Source organism: Marinomonas shanghaiensis (genome assembly GCF_003259175.1).
GTDB lineage: Bacteria > Pseudomonadota > Gammaproteobacteria > Pseudomonadales > Marinomonadaceae > Marinomonas > Marinomonas shanghaiensis.
Genome location: NZ_QGOK01000003.1, coordinates 418,023 through 436,341, shown reverse-complemented (window position 1 = coordinate 436,341; position 18,319 = coordinate 418,023). Strand labels below are relative to the sequence as shown.

General features: G+C 44.0%; 15 protein-coding genes. 5 read left to right on the top strand and 10 right to left on the bottom strand.

The genetic code is table 11. The features are described from left to right. Positions 1–64: 64 nt before the first annotated feature. Both DKT73_RS02420 and DKT73_RS02415 read left to right on the top strand, forming a co-directional pair. Positions 65–1,819: a formylglycine-generating enzyme family protein gene (locus DKT73_RS02420; protein WP_111636984.1), complete on the top strand. Its 1,755-nt coding sequence runs from the start codon at positions 65–67 to the stop codon at positions 1,817–1,819. Positions 1,820–2,216: 397 nt separating this feature from the next. Beyond that, entirely contained in the window at positions 2,217–5,018 is a 2,802-nt protein-coding gene (locus tag DKT73_RS02415; RefSeq protein ID WP_111636983.1) for a bifunctional aconitate hydratase 2/2-methylisocitrate dehydratase, read from the top strand. Between the two features lie 213 nt (positions 5,019–5,231). Here the strand turns inward: DKT73_RS02415 and hpf are convergent, their stop codons facing one another. The 6 genes from hpf to leuC all read right to left on the bottom strand — a co-directional run bounded on the left by hpf (position 5,232) and on the right by leuC (position 11,181). Further along, positions 5,232–5,630: a ribosome hibernation-promoting factor, HPF/YfiA family gene (hpf, locus tag DKT73_RS02410; RefSeq protein ID WP_111607826.1), complete on the bottom strand. Its 399-nt coding sequence runs from the start codon at positions 5,628–5,630 to the stop codon at positions 5,232–5,234. 342 nt (positions 5,631–5,972) lie between these two features. Then, on the bottom strand, positions 5,973–6,629 hold the full coding sequence (locus DKT73_RS02405) for a YoaK family protein (RefSeq protein WP_111637177.1): 657 nt from the start codon (positions 6,627–6,629) through the stop codon (positions 5,973–5,975). A gap of 157 nt (positions 6,630–6,786) precedes the next feature. Further along, positions 6,787–7,905, bottom strand: coding sequence for an aspartate-semialdehyde dehydrogenase (gene asd, locus DKT73_RS02400; RefSeq protein WP_111636982.1), 1,119 nt, complete (start codon positions 7,903–7,905; stop codon positions 6,787–6,789). A gap of 78 nt (positions 7,906–7,983) precedes the next feature. After that, positions 7,984–9,063, bottom strand: a complete 1,080-nt coding sequence (gene leuB, locus DKT73_RS02395) for a 3-isopropylmalate dehydrogenase (RefSeq protein WP_111636981.1) — start codon at positions 9,061–9,063, stop codon at positions 7,984–7,986. 29 nt (positions 9,064–9,092) lie between these two features. Next, positions 9,093–9,743: a 3-isopropylmalate dehydratase small subunit gene (leuD, locus tag DKT73_RS02390; RefSeq protein WP_111636980.1), complete on the bottom strand. Its 651-nt coding sequence runs from the start codon at positions 9,741–9,743 to the stop codon at positions 9,093–9,095. A 10-nt stretch (positions 9,744–9,753) separates the two neighbouring features. Then, positions 9,754–11,181, bottom strand: a complete 1,428-nt coding sequence (leuC, locus tag DKT73_RS02385) for a 3-isopropylmalate dehydratase large subunit (RefSeq protein ID WP_111636979.1) — start codon at positions 11,179–11,181, stop codon at positions 9,754–9,756. A gap of 93 nt (positions 11,182–11,274) precedes the next feature. Here leuC and DKT73_RS02380 point away from each other — a divergent pair, with 93 nt between their 5' ends. Then, positions 11,275–12,156 carry a LysR family transcriptional regulator gene (locus DKT73_RS02380; protein ID WP_111636978.1) on the top strand — a complete coding sequence of 294 codons (882 nt, stop codon included), beginning with the start codon at positions 11,275–11,277 and terminating at the stop codon, positions 12,154–12,156. Between the two features lie 5 nt (positions 12,157–12,161). Here the strand turns inward: DKT73_RS02380 and DKT73_RS02375 are convergent, their stop codons facing one another. After that, positions 12,162–13,313, bottom strand: a complete 1,152-nt coding sequence (locus DKT73_RS02375; RefSeq protein ID WP_111636977.1) for an MFS transporter — start codon at positions 13,311–13,313, stop codon at positions 12,162–12,164. A gap of 187 nt (positions 13,314–13,500) precedes the next feature. Between DKT73_RS02375 and DKT73_RS02370 the strand changes: the two genes are divergently transcribed. Further along, complete coding sequence (locus DKT73_RS02370) at positions 13,501–15,126, top strand: alpha-amylase family glycosyl hydrolase (protein ID WP_111636976.1); 1,626 nt, start codon at positions 13,501–13,503, stop codon at positions 15,124–15,126. Positions 15,127–15,184: 58 nt separating this feature from the next. Here DKT73_RS02370 and DKT73_RS02365 read toward each other — a convergent pair whose 3' ends face one another. Together DKT73_RS02365 and DKT73_RS02360 are read right to left on the bottom strand one after the other, a co-directional pair. Next, positions 15,185–16,243: an AI-2E family transporter gene (locus tag DKT73_RS02365; RefSeq protein WP_111636975.1), complete on the bottom strand. Its 1,059-nt coding sequence runs from the start codon at positions 16,241–16,243 to the stop codon at positions 15,185–15,187. A gap of 12 nt (positions 16,244–16,255) precedes the next feature. After that, complete coding sequence (locus DKT73_RS02360; protein WP_111636974.1) at positions 16,256–16,498, bottom strand: sulfurtransferase TusA family protein; 243 nt, start codon at positions 16,496–16,498, stop codon at positions 16,256–16,258. 106 nt (positions 16,499–16,604) lie between these two features. Between DKT73_RS02360 and DKT73_RS02355 the strand changes: the two genes are divergently transcribed. Next, positions 16,605–17,948, top strand: coding sequence for a M48 family metallopeptidase (locus DKT73_RS02355; protein ID WP_232827760.1), 1,344 nt, complete (start codon positions 16,605–16,607; stop codon positions 17,946–17,948). A gap of 51 nt (positions 17,949–17,999) precedes the next feature. Here DKT73_RS02355 and DKT73_RS02350 read toward each other — a convergent pair whose 3' ends face one another. Beyond that, a complete protein-coding gene (locus DKT73_RS02350; protein WP_111636972.1) occupies positions 18,000–18,278 on the bottom strand; it encodes a hypothetical protein in 279 nt (92 codons plus the stop codon). Positions 18,279–18,319 lie beyond the last annotated feature (41 nt).

Here is an 18,319-nt window from a genome sequence, read left to right as displayed (position 1 = left end):
ACGTGATTATACTCTGTATTAAACACTTAGGCAGCAACGTCTTGATTTGGATATCAAATTCGTAATGAATGATTTTTATGACCCCCAAAAACTAAAGATTGGACAACATGTTGGCGTCGAGCTCGACCCGTACGTTCTAAATTATCCAGTCGATAGTACAAAAACCACTTGGGTTGCCGACCAGGGCGGACGCCCGTTTGTGCTTCGTTTTTTTCAGCCCAAAAAGGGCAAAATAGAGGATTTTTTACAAAATGCGAGGAAGTATGCCAGCGTAAAACACCCTGCTATCACCCCTAATTATCCGCCCTTCTATTCGAATTTGTGGGTATTTTCCTGTTCTGCTGTTTGCGGTGGCGAAAACCTGTACAGCTTTTTAGGCAAATACCCCGATGGCGCCCCGCTTAATGTTGTCATTGGTTTATTTGACAATATGGCAAAAGCGTTGGACCAGGTCCATAAAAATGGGCTTTTTCACGGCCATCTAGATTTGAACTCAATCCATGTTGTCAACGGTTTGGGCATAATGACAGGGTTTGGTAGCCACAATTGGATGAAGCGCATTGAAGAAAGCGAGATGGATAAGCGCCTTTTTCCTCCCGAATACTCAAAGAAAGAACAAAAGCGCGCCCCCAATTCGGATAGCTTTGCTTTTATGAAACTGCTGATGGCGGCCTTATTAGGGGAATCTATTCTTGATAAAGATTTTGCAACGAGTCTGCCTGACACACATCCAAATCTCAGTGATGCGACCTGGAGCCGCCTCCTCAAATGGAGCCGTGAAAGCGAGCGCCACAGACCAAAGTCACTGACTGAAGTCATTCAGATGCTTCGGGCAAACCTTTACAAACCCGAAGCGGGTCCCAGCTCAAACACAAAACGCGCTATTAAACGCTACATTCGTAATACGTCTTCTAAAACAATGATCATCGCCGGAGGCTCCTTGGCTTCAGGTTTGATTGCCGCCGTCATTTTGTGGCCAGAACCACGCCAAGAAGAAATCGTTAATATCCCCGTACCCGAACAAAAAATAGAAATACAAACACCATTTGAGGCATTGCCCCAAACACTAGAGGAACCTCTGATCTCTGGAGGCACAGCGCCTAAAATAGAAAAAATCCCGCCCGCTACGTTTATGATGGGGGACCAAAATAAGATAGGTGACGACAACGAAAAGCCCGTTCATGAAGTCGACATTCCCAATGGTTTCTTCATCAGTAAATACGAAGTCACCTTTGAGCAATATGATCGATTCGCAAAAGCAACAGGGCGTGAGTTACCTCCAGATAATGGATGGGGCCGTGGTCAACGCCCTGTCATCAATGTTAGCTGGTACGACGCAAAAGCCTACACAGCCTGGTTATCTGAGCAAACAAATGAAGAATATCGTCTGCCCACGGAAATAGAGTGGGAGTATTCTGCCAGAGCCGATTCCAGCACCGCTTTCTGGTATGGCAATAACGTCAAACCAGGCTACAGTGTATGTGATAGTTGTGGGAGTCAATGGGATGGCGTTTCCACTGCCCCTGTTGGCAGTCAGGCGAGTAATCCACTAGGCTTGTTTGATATGCATGGTAACGTAGCGGAGTGGGTAGAAGATTGCTATCACGACTCTTATGAAGGCGCACCGAGCAAAAACCAAGTGTGGTTATCAGACCAGTGTGACAGCAGAGTTTTGCGTGGTGGATCTTGGTTTGACATCCCAAGAGTCGGCAGAAGCGCCACTCGCTATCGAGCTGAGCCAACACTCAAAGCCAGCAACTGGGGATTTAGGGTCGTACGGATTATTCAGCAATCGAATGGTTTGGCTAAATCAGAATAATTCCGCTAAATGTCACCTATTCGAAATTGTTATGGCGCAGAGTAAGTCTTTAGGTCTTTTTTTCTATAAAATAAGTACATCAAAAAATGCTAGAAAACGGGGTTTGCTTGATATCTCAAAGCAAATCAACGTTTTCTAATGTGCGACGAATAAAGTCGAAGATGAAAACCCAAGGGAATCAATATGCCAAAAACATATTGTGGACATGTCAAAAAACGTGTTTGAGATACAATTTTGTATCTGTCCCCTTAATGCCAAAACGATCTGTGTAAAAAAAGCTAAACAAGGGAATGACATAATAAGGTTGGACGGACTATTTTCTTTAGAGCGAATACAGTTAGCCTAAATTCCATTATTAGCACATAACATTATCGTCAATTATTATTCAGAGGTGCAAATGAGCTTATATTTAGAGTACTTACAAGAAATAGAGAATCGCAAAGGCCAAGGATTGCATCCTAAACCGATTGATGGCGGCGATTTACTGGCTGAAATCATTGCTCAAATCAAAGATGAAAAACATGAGCACCGCAAAGAATCACTCTCCTTCTTTATTTACAACACCCTGCCTGGCACCACAAGCGCAGCGGTTGTTAAAGCACAATTCCTAAAAGAGATTATTTTAGGCGAATGCAGCGTAAAAGAAATCACACCTGAATTTGCTCTAGAGCTACTTTCTCACATGAAAGGCGGCCCTTCTGTTAAAGTATTGATCGATCTTGCCTTGTCAGCTGACGTGACTGTCGCAGCACCTGCTGCAGACGTATTGAAAACACAAGTATTCCTGTACGAAGCCGACATGGAACGTATTGCTTCTGCTTACAAAGCAGGCAACACAATTGCTAAAGACATTCTAGAAAGCTACGCGCAAGCAGAATTTTTCACTAAGCTGCCCGACATCAGTGAAAAAATTGAAGTAGTGACTTACATTGCCGCTGAAGGGGACATTTCGACAGATTTACTATCCCCAGGCAACCAAGCTCACTCTCGCTCTGACCGTGAACTTCACGGCAAGTGCATGATCACACCTCAAGCACAGCAAGAAATCAAAGCCCTACAAGTTAAGCATCCAAATGCTAAAGTAATGCTTATTGCTGAAAAAGGCACAATGGGTGTTGGTTCATCACGTATGTCTGGTGTGAACAACGTTGCACTATGGGCAGGTCAACAAGCAAGCCCATACATTCCATTTGTTAACTTTGCCCCTATCGTTGCCGGCACAAACGGTATCTCTCCTATTTTCATGACAACAGTAGGCGTAACAGGCGGTATTGGTTTAGATCTTAAAAACTGGGTGAAAAAACTGGATGCCAATGGCAAACCTGTACTTGATGCAAATGGCGATGCCATTCTCGAGCAAGCTTATTCCGTTGAGACAGGCACAGTATTAACCATCAACACCAAAGAAAAGAAACTCTACAACGGCGATAAAGTATTAGTCGATGTCTCTTCCGCTTTTACGCCTCAACAAGTTGAGTTCATGAAAGCAGGCAGCTCTTACGCGGTTGTATTCGGCAAGAAACTGCAAACATTTGCAGCAGAAACGTTGGGCATCACAGCACCCACCGTTTACGCTCCAGCAAAAGAAATATCGAAAGACAATCAAGGCATGACAGCCGTTGAGAAAATCTTCAATAAAAACGCAGTAGGCGTAAAATCGAAGAAAGCCCTTCATGCTGGCTCAGATGTTCGCGTCAAAGTAAACATCGTAGGCTCTCAGGATACAACTGGCCTAATGACAGCTCAAGAACTGGAGTCTATGGCGGCAACCGTTATCTCTCCAAGTGTTGATGGGGCCTACCAATCAGGCTGTCACACAGCATCTGTTTGGGATTCAAAAGCGCAAGCAAACATCCCTAAACTTATGTCTTTCATGCATAAATTTGGATTAATCACTGGTCGTGACCCAAAAGGCGTCTACCCTCCAATGACAGACGTAATCCATAAAGTATTGAACGACATTACTGTTGATGATACAGCCATCATCATTGGTGGTGACTCTCATACTCGTATGTCTAAAGGCGTTGCGTTTGGCGCAGACTCTGGAACCGTTGCATTGGCTCTAGCAACAGGCGAGGCAACTATGCCAATCCCTGAATCTGTCAAAGTGACCTTTAAAGGCACAATGAAGAGCTACATGGATTTCCGTGACATCGTACACGCTACACAAGCTCAAATGCTTAAACAGTTTGGCGGTGAAAACGTTTTCCAAGGCCGCGTCATTGAAGTACACATTGGTACATTGATGGCTGACCAAGCCTTCACCTTTACTGACTGGACTGCCGAGATGAAAGCGAAAGCTTCTATCTGTATTTCTAAAGACGACACACTAATCCAATCTTTAGAACTGGCTAAAAAACGCATCCAGATCATGATAGACAAAGGCATGGAAAATGAAGCCAAAACGCTTCATCATCTAATCGATCTTGCTAATAAGCGCATTGCAGGCATCAAGTCAGGCGAACAACCTGCTCTTGTACCAGACAATAACGCTAAATATTATGCTGAAGTTATTGTTGATCTTGACGAAATCATCGAACCGATGATTGCCGATCCAGATGTCAATAACGATGATGTTTCTAAGCGCTATACACATGACGTCATTCGCCAAGTTTCTTTCTACAAAGATAAACCGGTTGATTTAGGCTTCGTTGGCTCTTGCATGGTTCACAAAGGTGACATGCAAATCATCGCTCAGATGTTACGCAACATCGAAAAACAAAATGGCAGCGTAACATTCAAAGCGCCACTTGTTGTTGCACCACCAACGTATAACATCGTTGATGAGTTAAAAGCGGAAGGCGACTGGGAAATCCTTAAGAAATACGCTGGTTTCGAATTTGACGACAGCAATCCTAAAGGTCAAGCACGTACTAAGTACGAAAACATCCTTTACTTGGAGCGCCCTGGTTGTAACTTATGCATGGGCAACCAAGAGAAAGCTGAGCCTGGTGATACGGTTATTGCAACTTCGACTCGATTGTTCCAAGGTCGTGTTGTAGCAGACTCGAACGAGAAGAAAGGTGAGTCTTTACTAGGCTCTACCCCTGTTGTTGTACTTTCTACAATATTGGGACGCTTCCCAACGCTAGAGGAATACAAAGCAGCCGTTGATGGAATTCACCTAACAGACTTCGCGCCACCACTAGATGCCATGACAATGGCACCAGTAGAGTTTATTCCTGCTACTAATATTTAATCATCACAGATTAAGTAACGTGTAACATAAAAAAGCGACACCCCGTCAGGTGTCGCTTTTTTTTGCACTGCATTTTATTGAGTCTCTCTTGTCTTATTAACCAGCTCATGTAGGAAAATACAATGTCAAAAAGAACAATGGAATGATGCTATTTTTTAACAGGCATAAAAAAGCCCCGCTACAAGCGAGGCTTTATCCTAAAAGTTAGACTCTCTAAATGACTTCTCGCTCTACAAGCTCATCAAATTCGGCTTGCAACTGGCGCTCAATAGGGCTCTCTACGTCTTTGGCATTAATATGGTGCTGTCGACCAGCATTTTTAGGCTTAGCTTTGTGTTTAATCAGCTGTTTTTCTAACTTACTGACTAACATATCAAGGGCAGGTTTAAGTTGTTTTTCCGTTTGAACCATGGCAAAGAGATCATGACCAGGAATATGCACACTGGCTTCTACTATTAATTCATGAGTCCCATGCTTCTCTGTATTTAAGGTCACATTAATCGTGGTAATCTGATTATTGATACGCGACAAGTGATCCATTTTTTCTTTTACTACTTCTTGAACTTCTTCACCAGATTGGACGTGGTGACCGCTGATATTCAATGTATACATAGAGAATTTCCTTCTGTTGTAATCAGGTTTTTATTAACTTACTTTCTGCTCTCCTCTGTGCCCTTTCTATAATCTATGGATGAATTCGTTTAATTTCAATGCCGAGAATGTAAATACTTGCTCAAGATCATGAATAAAGCAAAATATTTACAAAAAATACCCTCCCCTTATTCAAAAAACTTTATATATCAATATCATAACTCAAAAAATCTAGCAAACCTTTCAACACACTTTACTGCAAATATTTCGCTTTGACACTCTTACAGGTCTACTCAATTAACCATAGCTGATGAATCACAATAGTGACATCTCAAAACACAAAAAAAGCTCCATAGCCTTATCTTAGGATGCCGCTGCCACAAAACGATAGAGAGCCGCCAGTAGCAAACAGACAACCGCCGGTATGGATAAAGCCCAGAATCCAAGCTGCAAAAACAACCATGATCCTATGGCACCGCCACAGATAAAACCCAATACGATAATGACAAACAAACATGCTTTGCGTCGATCCAGTGCTTTGCCTTGAAGACGCTCTCCTAGCATAATCCCCAAATCAGTAAATATACCGGTAAGGTGCGTCGTGCGCACAACCGCGCCACTGTAAGTGGTCGCCAAGGCATTCTGTAAGCCACAAGCCGCTGAAGCAAGATAGTGGCCCGATGTGTGACCATTCAGCAATAAACACATCGCGACCAATAAAAACAAAGCCTCCAAGACCAGTAAAACATCATAAAAACGACCAAGCTTTAATGACCGACCCGTCAGCATATAGCCAGAAATCGCCGACCCCATAACAAAACTTAGTAGAATTCCGGTCAAATGCAACAAGGTACCTGACGATTGGGTAAACAGCACACTGCCGATCAGTGTTGCCGTTCCTGACAAGTGAGACACGGCCTGATGATGGAACCCTAATAAAGCAACAGCATTGACGCTACCAGCAACAAAAGCAAGTAAAAACGCGCCATACTCAACCCATTTAGGCAATCGAGACAACACTCCACCTCCCATTCTGCTTTACATCAATGCCGCCAACTACTGCCACAAAGCAATACAATCTATTCCCCATATCAACACGCCACGCCTCACCTAGCAAGCAAAAAAAAACGCCAGTCGATAGACTGACGCTTTTTTCAACTATCAAACACTAATTAGATTAGTGGTTTAACAAAATTCGCAACATACGACGTAATGGCTCTGCAGCGCCCCATAGCAATTGGTCACCAACAGAGAAAGCGCTGATATACTCAGGCCCCATATTCAATTTACGAATACGGCCAACTGGAATACTCAATGTTCCCGTGGCGGCTGTTGGCGTTAAACGTTCCATCGTTGCTTGCTTATCGTTAGGCACGACACTCACCCAATCGTTATGCTGAGCAAGTATGCCTTCGATATCCGCAACTGGAATATCTTTGTTCAACTTGATGGTGAAAGCTTGGCTATGACAACGCATCGCACCAATACGGACACACAAACCATCCACTGGAATAATAGAACCAGTATTGCCCAAAATCTTATTGGCCTCGGCTTGCGCTTTCCATTCTTCACGGCTTTGACCATTATCCAGTTGTGAATCAATATAAGGAATCAAAGAACCCGCTAGCGGCACACCAAACTGATCAACAGGCATCGTATTCGAGCGCATTTGCTCAGCAACTTTGCGGTCGATCTCTAAAATAGCACTGGCAGGATCAGCAAGCTCAGCGGCAACAGAATTCTGCAGCATGCCCATTTGATTGATCAGCTCACGCATGTGGCGTGCACCACCACCAGAGGCGGCCTGATAAGTCATCGACGTCATCCACTCGATATGGCCTTTTTCAAATAGACCACCCAGTGCCAACAACATCAAACTCACGGTGCAATTACCACCTACAAAGGTTTTTACGCCGTTAGACAAACCTTGCTTGATAACATTTAAGTTAACAGGATCAAGCACGATAATAGCGTCTTTTTCCATACGCAAAGAAGACGCGGCGTCAATCCAGTACCCCTTCCAACCCGCATTACGCAACTGAGGGTAAATAGCCTTGGTATAATCCCCGCCTTGACAGGTAATAATAATGTCCATTTTTTTCAACGATTCAATATCATTCGCATCTTGAAGCAATGGAATATCTTTACCAATTTCTGGACCTTTTTGCCCCGTTTGTGACGTGGTGAAAAAAACCGGATCAATATGATCAAAGTCTTTTTCTTCCATCATACGTTGCATCAACACGGAACCGACCATTCCGCGCCATCCGACTAAACCTACAGTGTGTTTTGACATGGTTAACGTTACCTTTTTTTGTGGGGCCGCTCATACCAAGAGCAGTATCCCTAATGAATGCCCAATATCACTGTGATATTAAGCTTTTAATGCAGCTAGAACCGCATCGCCCATGGCTTGCGTACTAACTGTTTCGCATCCTTTTGATGCTATATCTGCCGTTCTTAGACCCAAGTCTAGAACGTTACTCACCGCCGCTTCAATGGCATCCGCCGCGTCTTTTGCGTCTAAAGAATAACGCAACATCATAGCAACAGACAAAATCGTCGCCAATGGGTTCGCAATTCCTTTACCGGCAATATCAGGCGCAGAGCCGTGACATGGCTCATACATACCACGACCTTCCGCATTGAGTGATGCAGAAGGTAACATACCAATAGAACCTGTCAACATAGCAGCAGCATCAGAAAGGATATCACCAAACATATTGCCAGTAACCATTACATCAAACTGTTTTGGGGCACGAACAAGCTGCATCGCAGCATTATCAACTAGCATATGGCTCAATTGGACATCAGGATACTCTTTCGCCACTTCTTCCATGACTTCTTTCCAGAGCACGGTCACTTCTAGCACGTTGGATTTATCAATAGAGCACACACGTTTGCCTCGTTGACGAGCGGCTTCAAAAGCAGATCGGCCAATGCGGCGAATTTCTGACTCGTTATAAACGTAGGTATTGAAGCCTTCGCGTTCGCCATTTTCTAATGTACGAATACCACGTGGCTGACCAAAGTAGATACCGCCTGTTAATTCACGAACAATCAGAATATCCAAGCCAGCAACGATTTCTGGTTTCAAGCTAGAGGCATCCGCCAACTGTGGGTACAAAATAGCAGGACGAAGATTCGAAAACAGGTCAAGATTGGAACGCAGTCCAAGCAAGCCTTTTTCAGGGCGAACCGACATATCCAATTTATCCCACTTAGGACCACCCACTGCGCCAAGCAAAATGGCATCGGCCGCTTTCGCTTTTGCTAACGTGGTTTCGGGTAAAGGAGACCCAGTCTCATCATAAGCAGCACCACCAACCAAGGCACTTTCATGTTGAATGTTCAGGGAAAACCGCTCGTTAACCGCATCCAACACTCGTACTGCTTGCGCTACGATTTCAGGACCAATACCGTCACCCGGCAATACCAATACATTTTTAGTCATTTTAAACCCTTAAAAGCTCAGTCTTTTATTTATTGACCGCGTGGCAAGAAAAGCCAAGGCGCATCTTTCATTCGTTTTTCTTCATAACGCTGGATAGCGGCATCTTGCTGCAGCGTCAAACCAATATCGTCTAAACCATTTAATAGACAATGCTTGCGGAAATGATCAACATTAAATTCAAACGTCGCGCCCGAAGGTGAAGTAACCGTTTGATTTTCAAGATCTATCGTAATTTGCGCACCTTGACGCAACGCCACTTCAGCGAATAATTGATCCACTTCGTCTGCTTGTAGAACGATAGGCAACAAGCCATTTTTAAAACAGTTGTTGTAGAAAATATCGGCAAAACTTGGCGCAATAATAGAACGGAAACCGTAATCATCTAGGGCCCAAGGTGCGTGCTCACGACTGGATCCACAACCAAAATTTTGACGCGCCAGCAACACACTCGCGCCTTTATAACGATCTTGGTTGAGTACAAAATCATTGCGCAACGGACGGCCATCACATTCTTGATCTGGCTGACCTTCGTCTTCGTAACGAAGTTCATCAAATAAATTCTTACCAAAGCCAGTACGCTTGATGGATTTCAAGAACTGTTTTGGAATAATCATGTCTGTATCAACGTTTGCCAAGTCCAAAGGAGCGGCTAAACCTGTGTGTTTAGTAAAAGGACGCATGCTCTTTCTCCTAGTGTTTAACAAACTCATTAACATCAACAAAGTGACCCGCAATCGCCGCCGCCGCCGCCATCGCAGGGCTAACTAAATGCGTGCGACCGCCAAAGCCTTGACGACCTTCAAAATTACGGTTTGAGGTAGACGCACAATGTTCACCTGCCCCTAATTTGTCAGCGTTCATCGCCAAACACATAGAGCAACCTGGCTCACGCCATTCTAACCCAGCCGCCTCAAAAATTTCGTGTAAGCCTTCTTTTTCCGCTTGGGCTTTTACCAAACCAGAACCAGGAACCACAATCGCTTGCTTAAGCGTCGACGCCACTTTACGACCTTTCACCACTTGCGCAGCAATGCGCAAATCTTCAATACGTGAATTCGTACAAGAGCCAATAAAAACACGGTCTAGCGTCACATCGGACAACATGGTTTTACCTTCAAGGCCCATGTATTTCCACGCACGTGCGTAACCTTCTTTTTTCACCGGATCTTTTTGATCTTCAGGACGAGGAATAGGCTCATCAATCGCAATCACCATTTCTGGCGACGTTCCCCAAGTGACTTGTGGCTTAATGTCTTCCGCTTTTAACACAACCACTTCGTCAAATTGTGCGTCTTTATCAGAAACAAGGTCTTTCCAAGCTTCTACCGCCATATCCCAATGCTCGCCTTTTGGCGCATAAGGACGACCTTTTACATATTCAATCGTCGTATCATCAACAGCAATCAAACCAACGCGAGCACCCGCTTCAATCGCCATGTTGCAGACCGTCATCCGGCCTTCCATAGACAAAGATTGAATACCTGTACCACCAAATTCAATCGCAAATCCCGTTCCACCAGCGGTCCCTATCGCACCAATGATGGCTAACACAACGTCTTTGGCAGATACCCATGGTGACAATTCACCATCAACACGCACCAACATGTTACGGCTTTTCTTTTGTACTAAGCACTGGGTCGCTAATACATGCTCCACTTCTGACGTACCGATACCATGTGCCAATGCACCAAAGGCACCATGTGTCGATGTGTGAGAATCTCCACACACCACCGTCATACCTGGAAGCGTTGCACCCTGCTCTGGCCCAACAACGTGCACGATTCCTTGGCGAATGTCTTTCATATTGAATTCTGTGATGCCGAACTCATTGCAATTATCATCCAGTGTAATAACTTGAATTTTGGACACTGGGTCTTCAATCCCATCCACACCAGAAATACGCTCTTTCTTGGTCGTTGGAACGTTATGGTCTGGTGTCGCTAAACTGGACGACACACGCCAAGGCTTACGACCAGCCAATCTAAGGCCTTCAAAGGCTTGCGGTGATGTCACTTCATGAAGCAACTGCAAATCGATGTAAATCAATGCACTGCCGTCGTCTCGTTGCTGAACAAGGTGGCTATCCCACAACTTGTCATAAAGGGTTTTACCTGACATAAGTTCTCTCCTCAGAAATCTATTGCGCTATCCTAAAACTTTGGCTTAAATTACTCAAATTCATATTTTTCATGTTTTGGATAATTTTTTGGAATGGTAGACATTGCTGAACTGATTACCTTTATAAAAGTCGCAGAAACAGGCTCTTTCTCAGAAGCCGGAGCACTGCTTTTTATCACCCAACCAGCGGTCAGCAAACGCGTTGCCGCCCTTGAAAACAGCCTAGGTGTAAAGCTGTTTGACCGCATAGGAAAACAAGTTCAATTAACCGAAGCTGGTATTCGTTTGTTACCCAAAGCACGCAAGATGGCCGAAGACCTGCAAGACATAAAACGCAGTATGACCTTGCAAATGCAAGATGTAAGTGGAGAGTTACGCATATCAACGGGCCACCATATTGGTTTACACCGCTTACCCAAATCTCTAAAGCGCTTTCAGGAAGATTATCCTAGTGCACAATTGGAAATAGAATTTGTTCAGTCTGAAGAGGCTTACCAAGATGTATTAAAAGGGCGAGCTGAATTGGGGATTATTACACTGTCCAATAAAGAAAATCCTCTCATCGAATCCTTGCCTATTTGGTCGGACCCTCTCGCATGTGTTGTCAGTAAAGACCACCCTCTCGCATTTTCCAAGCATGTTAGTCTAATAGAACTGGCGCAACATGCTTGCGTTTTGCCGAATAAAAACACCTTTACTAGGCAAATTGCGGAACAAGCCTTCGGCAAACAAGGCCTAAAACCTAAAGTCAGAATGAATACCAACAACTTAGAAACATTGGCCATGCTAGTGAACATCGGCTGGGGTTGGTCGCTCTTGCCTTCCACACTGGTCGATGAAAAGCTAGTAGTGTTGAATTTGCCAGATTTAAACGTAGAAAGAAAACTCGGTGTCATACACCACAAACAAAGAACATTGAGTCGTGCCGCCATCGCCTTTATTGAGCTATTAAAAAGCGATGGAACCACCTTATAGACACGTTAACGGCGCTGACTAATCAATAAGATGCTCAGCGCCAGTGCGCTCACACAAGAAGCCAATGTAAACACCCAAGCCCCACCAATCCATTCCCATAGATAACCCGCAATCACCATACCGAGCCCACCACCAAGCCCGATGGCAAAAGCGCTGTACATGGCTTGCCCTTGCCCAGCAAAACGCTCTGGAAACAGACGTCGAATCTGTTCGATAGACACCATATGAAAGAGAGCAAAGGTAATGCTGTGCAGCAACTGAGTAAAAATCAGCACCCAAACAACCGAAGCAAACCATCCCACTAAAAACCAACGTACCATGCCACAAACAAAACACAGAACAATAATATGGACCACATCAAAACGTTTGATCGTATTGCCAAAGAATAAAAACAAAACGATCTCAATCACCACCCCTAACGCCATCAACAAACCAATGTATTGGCCGCTGTAACCCAAGTTCGACAAATGCACAGCGAAAAAAACATTAAAAGGCGCATGGGACATAAAAGCCAAAAACGCCAACCCAAAAAACAACATGGATTCTGGTGTTCTCACCAAAGCCAAAAAAGACGTAGTGGCTTTCTGAGTATGAACCTCATAGGCCTGCTCTTTAATAAAAAAAGAGGTTACCACCGCCAGCGCTAAGAACACACACATGGTCGGAATCACAATCACAACACCAAACTGACCGATCAGGAAACCGGCGCCCGTTACCGCAAAAACATACCCCATAGACCCACCCACTCTTAAACGAGTATAGGGCACGTCTAAATGGCGAATGCTTCTCACCGCTAAAGAATCTGTCATTGGAATCAAGGCGGAATAAAACAACGCCATTGTGCAAGTCAGCAACCAAAGCGTTTCAAATTGATCATTCCAGTTAAATGGGATAACGGCAATAAAACAACCCAAAATACCGATTTGTAATATGCGCTTAGGAAGCCCCACTTTTGCCGTTAACCACCCCCAAAAATGCGGTATCAAGATGCCAGACAAGGTAAACGTGGACATTAAGCGACCAATTTCGGAAGCGGTTAAACCGATCGATTTATAGTACAAAGAGATATAGGGCATCATTACGCCCACTAATGCACAAAAGAAAAAATAAAAAAAGAATAAAGGCCAAGCCACAGGGCGAGCATTATCAGAGAACATCACAGCTCCAAAAAATAACAAAATTGCTGCTAAATAAAGCAACAAAAATCATGCATTAATTATAATCATTGAGTATGCTGGAATTATGTCAAAAAAGCACGACAGAGAATGGAACCCATCCGCTATAAATCTAAGAAATTCTGTTAGCACTGACACCAAAACATCCCTATTACAGAAAGAAGGAATCATGATGATGAATCAAGAATGGTGGCGCGGCGCGGTAATTTATCAGGTTTACCCTAGAAGCTTTTTCGATTCAAATAATGACGGCATTGGTGATCTTCCAGGCGTCACCCAAAAAATGAGTTACATTGCCTCACTGGGTGTTGACGCCATTTGGCTATCGCCCTTCTTCACTTCTCCGATGAAAGACTTTGGCTACGACGTCAGTGATTATTGTGACGTTGACCCTATCTTTGGCACTCTTGAAGACTTTGACGAGCTGATTGAGTCTGCTCATCATCATGGACTGAAAGTCATGATAGACCAAGTGCTTAACCACAGCTCTGATCAACACCCATGGTTCGTCGAGTCTCGCAGCAGTCACGACAATGGGAAAGCCGATTGGTACATTTGGGCAGATGCCAACCCAGATGGTACTGTACCGAATAATTGGCTGTCTGTTTTTGGCGGCCCAGCTTGGCATTGGGACAGCCGTCGTCGCCAATATTACCTTCATAACTTTCTGGACAGCCAACCTGACTTAAACTTCCACAACCCAGATGTGGTCGATGCCTTACTTGATACCGTCGAGTTCTGGCTAAAACGCGGTGTCGATGGGTTCCGTCTTGATACAGCCAACTACTACTACCACGATATAGAGCTGAGAAATAACCCCCCCAAAAAAGAAGTCGTCGAAGGCAGTATTGGGGTCAGGCTAGACAACCCTTACGCCTATCAACTGCATATTTATGATAAATCTAGACCGGAGAACATTGGTTTTTTGCAACGTTTACGCAGCCTGTTAGATAAATACCCCAATACCACAACCGTTGGCGAAGTCGGGTGCGATTTTGCCTTAGAAACCATGGCTGCTTACACCCAAGGCAAAGACAAGCTGCACATGTGTTACTCGTTCGACTTACTTACTCATGACGCCTCAATGACTCATATTCGTAATACCATGGAAACCATAGAAGCAGGCTTAGGCGATGGATGGCCTTGCTGGTCTATCGGCAATCATGATGTAGAACGAGTCGTCACTCGCTGGGGAAACAATCATGATGCCATTGCCAAAAGCAAAATCTACATGGCCATGCTACTCACATTAAGAGGCAGTGTTTGCTTGTATCAGGGAGAGGAACTGGGTCTACCGGAAGCGGAACTGACATTTGATCAATTGGTTGACCCTTTTGGCATTGCTTTCTGGCCCGAATTTAAAGGCCGCGATGGCTGTCGAACCCCTATTCCATGGAAAAACGACATAATGGGAGGTTTTACGCAGTCTACGGAAGCTTGGTTGCCCATTGCCGACAGTCAGCGCCCGCTTGCCGTTCAGGAGCAAGAAGATAATCGTCACTCCGTTCTGCATGCCTATCGCGACTTTCTTCATGTGAGACGCAGCCATCCAGAGTTACGCCACGGTGACATTGAATTTCTTTACAACGATGAAACCACATTGACATTTCTTCGCCGTGATCAAGATAAGTGTCTTTACGTGGGCATTAATACCACTAACCAAGACATCATTTTACCGGTCGAATTCACCCTGTCTGCCTTAACCTTGCCGGAAGCAATACACAGCGGATACATCGACGGTAATACTGTTGTCCTTCCTCCATACAGCATTCTGCTGGCGAAAGTGACGCCCTAAAAAAAAGCCCTTTCTTAGCAACAAGAAAGGGCTGATTGGTGTCATATTATGATAAAGGTTAGATCAGCTGTTGCTGATCTGGCCAAGCATTAATGATGGCCTTCACCAAGGTCGCTAAAGGGATCGCAAAAAAGATGCCCCAGAACCCCCATATACCGCCGAAAAACAACACAGCAACAATAATGGCCAATGGATGCAAATTAACCGCCTCAGAAAACAACAAAGGCACGAGCACATTGCCATCTAGAGCCTGTACCACTAAGTAAGCAATCACAACATACACAAATTCACTCTGAGTGCCATACTGATAAAACGCCACCAATACGACAGGCACAGTTACCGCCGCCGCGCCTATATACGGAATCAGCACCGACAATCCAACTAGTAGAGCAAGCAACTCAGCGTATTTCAAACCAAACACCAAAAACACCACATAAGTTACGACCCCCACGACCAGCATCTCGATGAACTTACCACGAATGTAATTGGCAATTTGCTCATTCATTTCATGGGCGATATTGCGCATCATTTTTCTTTCTTTTGGTAACCACGACGTCATATATGCGAGAATTTTTTGCTGGTCTTTGAGCAAAAAAAACATAACAAGAGGCACCAGTACCAAATAAATAATTAACGAGAACAAAGACGGAATACTGGCAATCGAAAAAGACACCAGCCACTGGCCTAGATTCGTTGATTCATTCGCTAGCGAGTTAATCACCTCATCAATAGCGGCTTCACTGACAAAATCCCGATGACCTTCCGCAAACAGCTGTATTTCATGACGTATATCCGTAAACATGCGAGGCGCATCTTGCACAAGGCGAACAGCCTGACGCCAAATAATCGGCACCATAACACCAATGAAAACACCACATGCGGTTATAAAAGTAGAAAACACAATGAGTACAGAAGTGACATGCCCAAGACCCACACTTTGCAATCGATCCACTAGGCCCTGCAATAGAAAGGCGAGCACGATAGCAATCAGTATCGGCGCTAAAATGCCACCCCAAAAAGCAAAAACACACAAGGTCGCTATCATCAGAAGCAAGAAAACAACCACTTCTTCATTTGAAAAATATCGTTTAATCAGCGTATCAACAATTTTAAACATATCGAATCCGTTTCAGCTTTTCTGAATGACAAAGGTATAGACCGCATTATCTTCCTGCATTGACAATAAAGACAATCCAACCAAGGTCACATATTGAGGAATATCTTTTAACGAACCAGAGTCACTCGCCATGACAAACAACCGCTCCCCGACGGCCATTTTGCTTAACGCCATCTTAGTCTTTAGCAAAGGCATAGGACAACGATCTTCTCTTGCATCCAAGATTACGTCATACTCTTCGTATAGATCGTTCATTTTACAACTTACTCAAAAATACATTAGCCATATTATGAGACTATTTTCAAACGTTACAACAAGCTTAACCATCTTAGCCATTGTTTTTACAAGCACTTTCTCAAATATGTCGAATGCAAACCTGCCAGACCTTGAAGCCAACAAGGACGAGAGAGCGCTGTCTAACCCCTCTTACATATTGGGACAGCACTGGTTCAGAAAACTCAATGGCAGTCGTGCCTTAATCGATTTCCCGCCTGCCTACGACTATTTAAAAGATACACTTTCTCATATTCTGCCACAGACAAATCTTTACAATACCACGGTTGAAATGACCTTGTTAAACAGCTCACAAAGCAATGCCTTTGTTATTCCCGGCAACCATCTTTTTATCTATTCCGATATCATGGAGATGATCACCAGTGAAGACATGCTGTATGGCTTATTAGCGCACGAAGTAGCGCATTTAGATCTTCGACATTATGAACGCCAAACAAAACATTCTAGTGAAGAGCTTAGCAAAACGTTAGTCATGTTAGGCGCTGGGATTGCAGCGGCTCTCGCGGGAGCCGGTGGCGATGCGACAACGGCACTGTGGTTGGGAGGTATCGCAAACCAAGCCGAAAACACGCTCACTTACAGTCGCAATCAAGAACAAGAAGCTGACAGACGCGGACGGGAATACCTTATTAACGCAGGGTTACCACCAGAAGGTATGACAAAACTCTTTCAAGCTTTTTTTAAACAAGCGCTTGGAAGACCAACTTTAGAATTCTTGTCCACCCACCCATCACCAAACTCGCGCCTCTCTGACTCATTCAGCACAGACACTCAGGGAACGATATTAACCACTCGACCGCAAAGCGACTTTGAATATTTCCGGGCTAGCCTGCTCGCTTACAGAGCGGGCTTAGAAGACAGACCCTTAACGTATTTGGACCAAAAAATTCAAGACAATGATGTCAGAAACTTTGCCAAAGCACTCTTTTCTTACATTGTTCAATCACCGGAACGTGCCCTTAGTTTTTTGAGCAAACTCGAAAAACACAATAAGTTTACAGACTACCTGCAAGCTCTAAGCTATATCGCGGCAAATGACGCAGAAAAAGGGTTGGTTATTATTAACCGACAATTAGAACTATCACCAAATAATATTCTTTTCTCAATGTTATACGCGCAATCCACTCGAACCAAACCCATTAATGTTTCATCAGACTATATCTATGAAAAGCGCTTAATCTGGCGCGCGAATATCCAGTACTATCAATCTAGAAACAACATCCCTATGGCATTAAATTATCGAGCTTTGCTAGATTTTAGCCAAGGAAAAGACAAAACAGCTCAATATTTAATAAACCGAGCTGAGAAAGATTCCGCAGAAAATGAAAAGAGCACCATACAAAACACCATTGAAACCTTTAAGATAATAAATGAAGCGGAAAAACAAGAAGATTTAGATGACGAAAAATAGCAAAAAAAAGCCAAACAAATGTTTGGCTTTTTTTGTATGAACCACACAGAATTATTCTGCTGATTGAGCACGCAATGCATCAAACTGAGCTTGTAGTTCAGCGTGTTTATCATTGTAAATTGATACTTTCTGATCTGCTGTGTAAGCACCATTCAAATCAACATTGGCATCAACATCAGCGCCCATGTTTTTCAGTGTAACAGAAAGGGCTTCTACACTGCCTTTCGCACTTTGAATACGGTCCGTTGCGCCTTCAGTATCAGCAAATGCGCTAGTTGTCATAACGGTTGCTGCTAGTAGAGCCAATGCTGCTTTATTTAACGTTTTCATAATGTAACCCTCTTTAATTTAATTAATACAATAGATTTTTT

Excerpts from the sequence above, each read along its gene's own strand:
- DKT73_RS02370 (WP_111636976.1), top strand. The coding sequence starts at position 13,501 with ATGATGATGAATCAAGAATGGTGGCGCGGCGCGGTAATTTATCAGGTT.
- DKT73_RS02365 (WP_111636975.1), bottom strand. The coding sequence starts at position 16,243 with ATGTTTAAAATTGTTGATACGCTGATTAAACGATATTTTTCAAATGAA.
- leuC (WP_111636979.1), bottom strand. The coding sequence starts at position 11,181 with ATGTCAGGTAAAACCCTTTATGACAAGTTGTGGGATAGCCACCTTGTT.
- DKT73_RS02420 (WP_111636984.1), top strand. The coding sequence starts at position 65 with ATGAATGATTTTTATGACCCCCAAAAACTAAAGATTGGACAACATGTT.
- DKT73_RS02350 (WP_111636972.1), bottom strand. The coding sequence starts at position 18,278 with ATGAAAACGTTAAATAAAGCAGCATTGGCTCTACTAGCAGCAACCGTT.
- DKT73_RS02375 (WP_111636977.1), bottom strand. The coding sequence starts at position 13,313 with ATGTTCTCTGATAATGCTCGCCCTGTGGCTTGGCCTTTATTCTTTTTT.
- asd (WP_111636982.1), bottom strand. The coding sequence starts at position 7,905 with ATGTCAAAACACACTGTAGGTTTAGTCGGATGGCGCGGAATGGTCGGT.
- leuB (WP_111636981.1), bottom strand. The coding sequence starts at position 9,063 with ATGACTAAAAATGTATTGGTATTGCCGGGTGACGGTATTGGTCCTGAA.
- leuD (WP_111636980.1), bottom strand. The coding sequence starts at position 9,743 with ATGCGTCCTTTTACTAAACACACAGGTTTAGCCGCTCCTTTGGACTTG.
- DKT73_RS02415 (WP_111636983.1), top strand. The coding sequence starts at position 2,217 with ATGAGCTTATATTTAGAGTACTTACAAGAAATAGAGAATCGCAAAGGC.
- hpf (WP_111607826.1), bottom strand. The coding sequence starts at position 5,630 with ATGTATACATTGAATATCAGCGGTCACCACGTCCAATCTGGTGAAGAA.
- DKT73_RS02360 (WP_111636974.1), bottom strand. The coding sequence starts at position 16,498 with ATGAACGATCTATACGAAGAGTATGACGTAATCTTGGATGCAAGAGAA.
- DKT73_RS02380 (WP_111636978.1), top strand. The coding sequence starts at position 11,275 with ATGGTAGACATTGCTGAACTGATTACCTTTATAAAAGTCGCAGAAACA.
- DKT73_RS02355 (WP_232827760.1), top strand. The coding sequence starts at position 16,605 with ATGTCGAATGCAAACCTGCCAGACCTTGAAGCCAACAAGGACGAGAGA.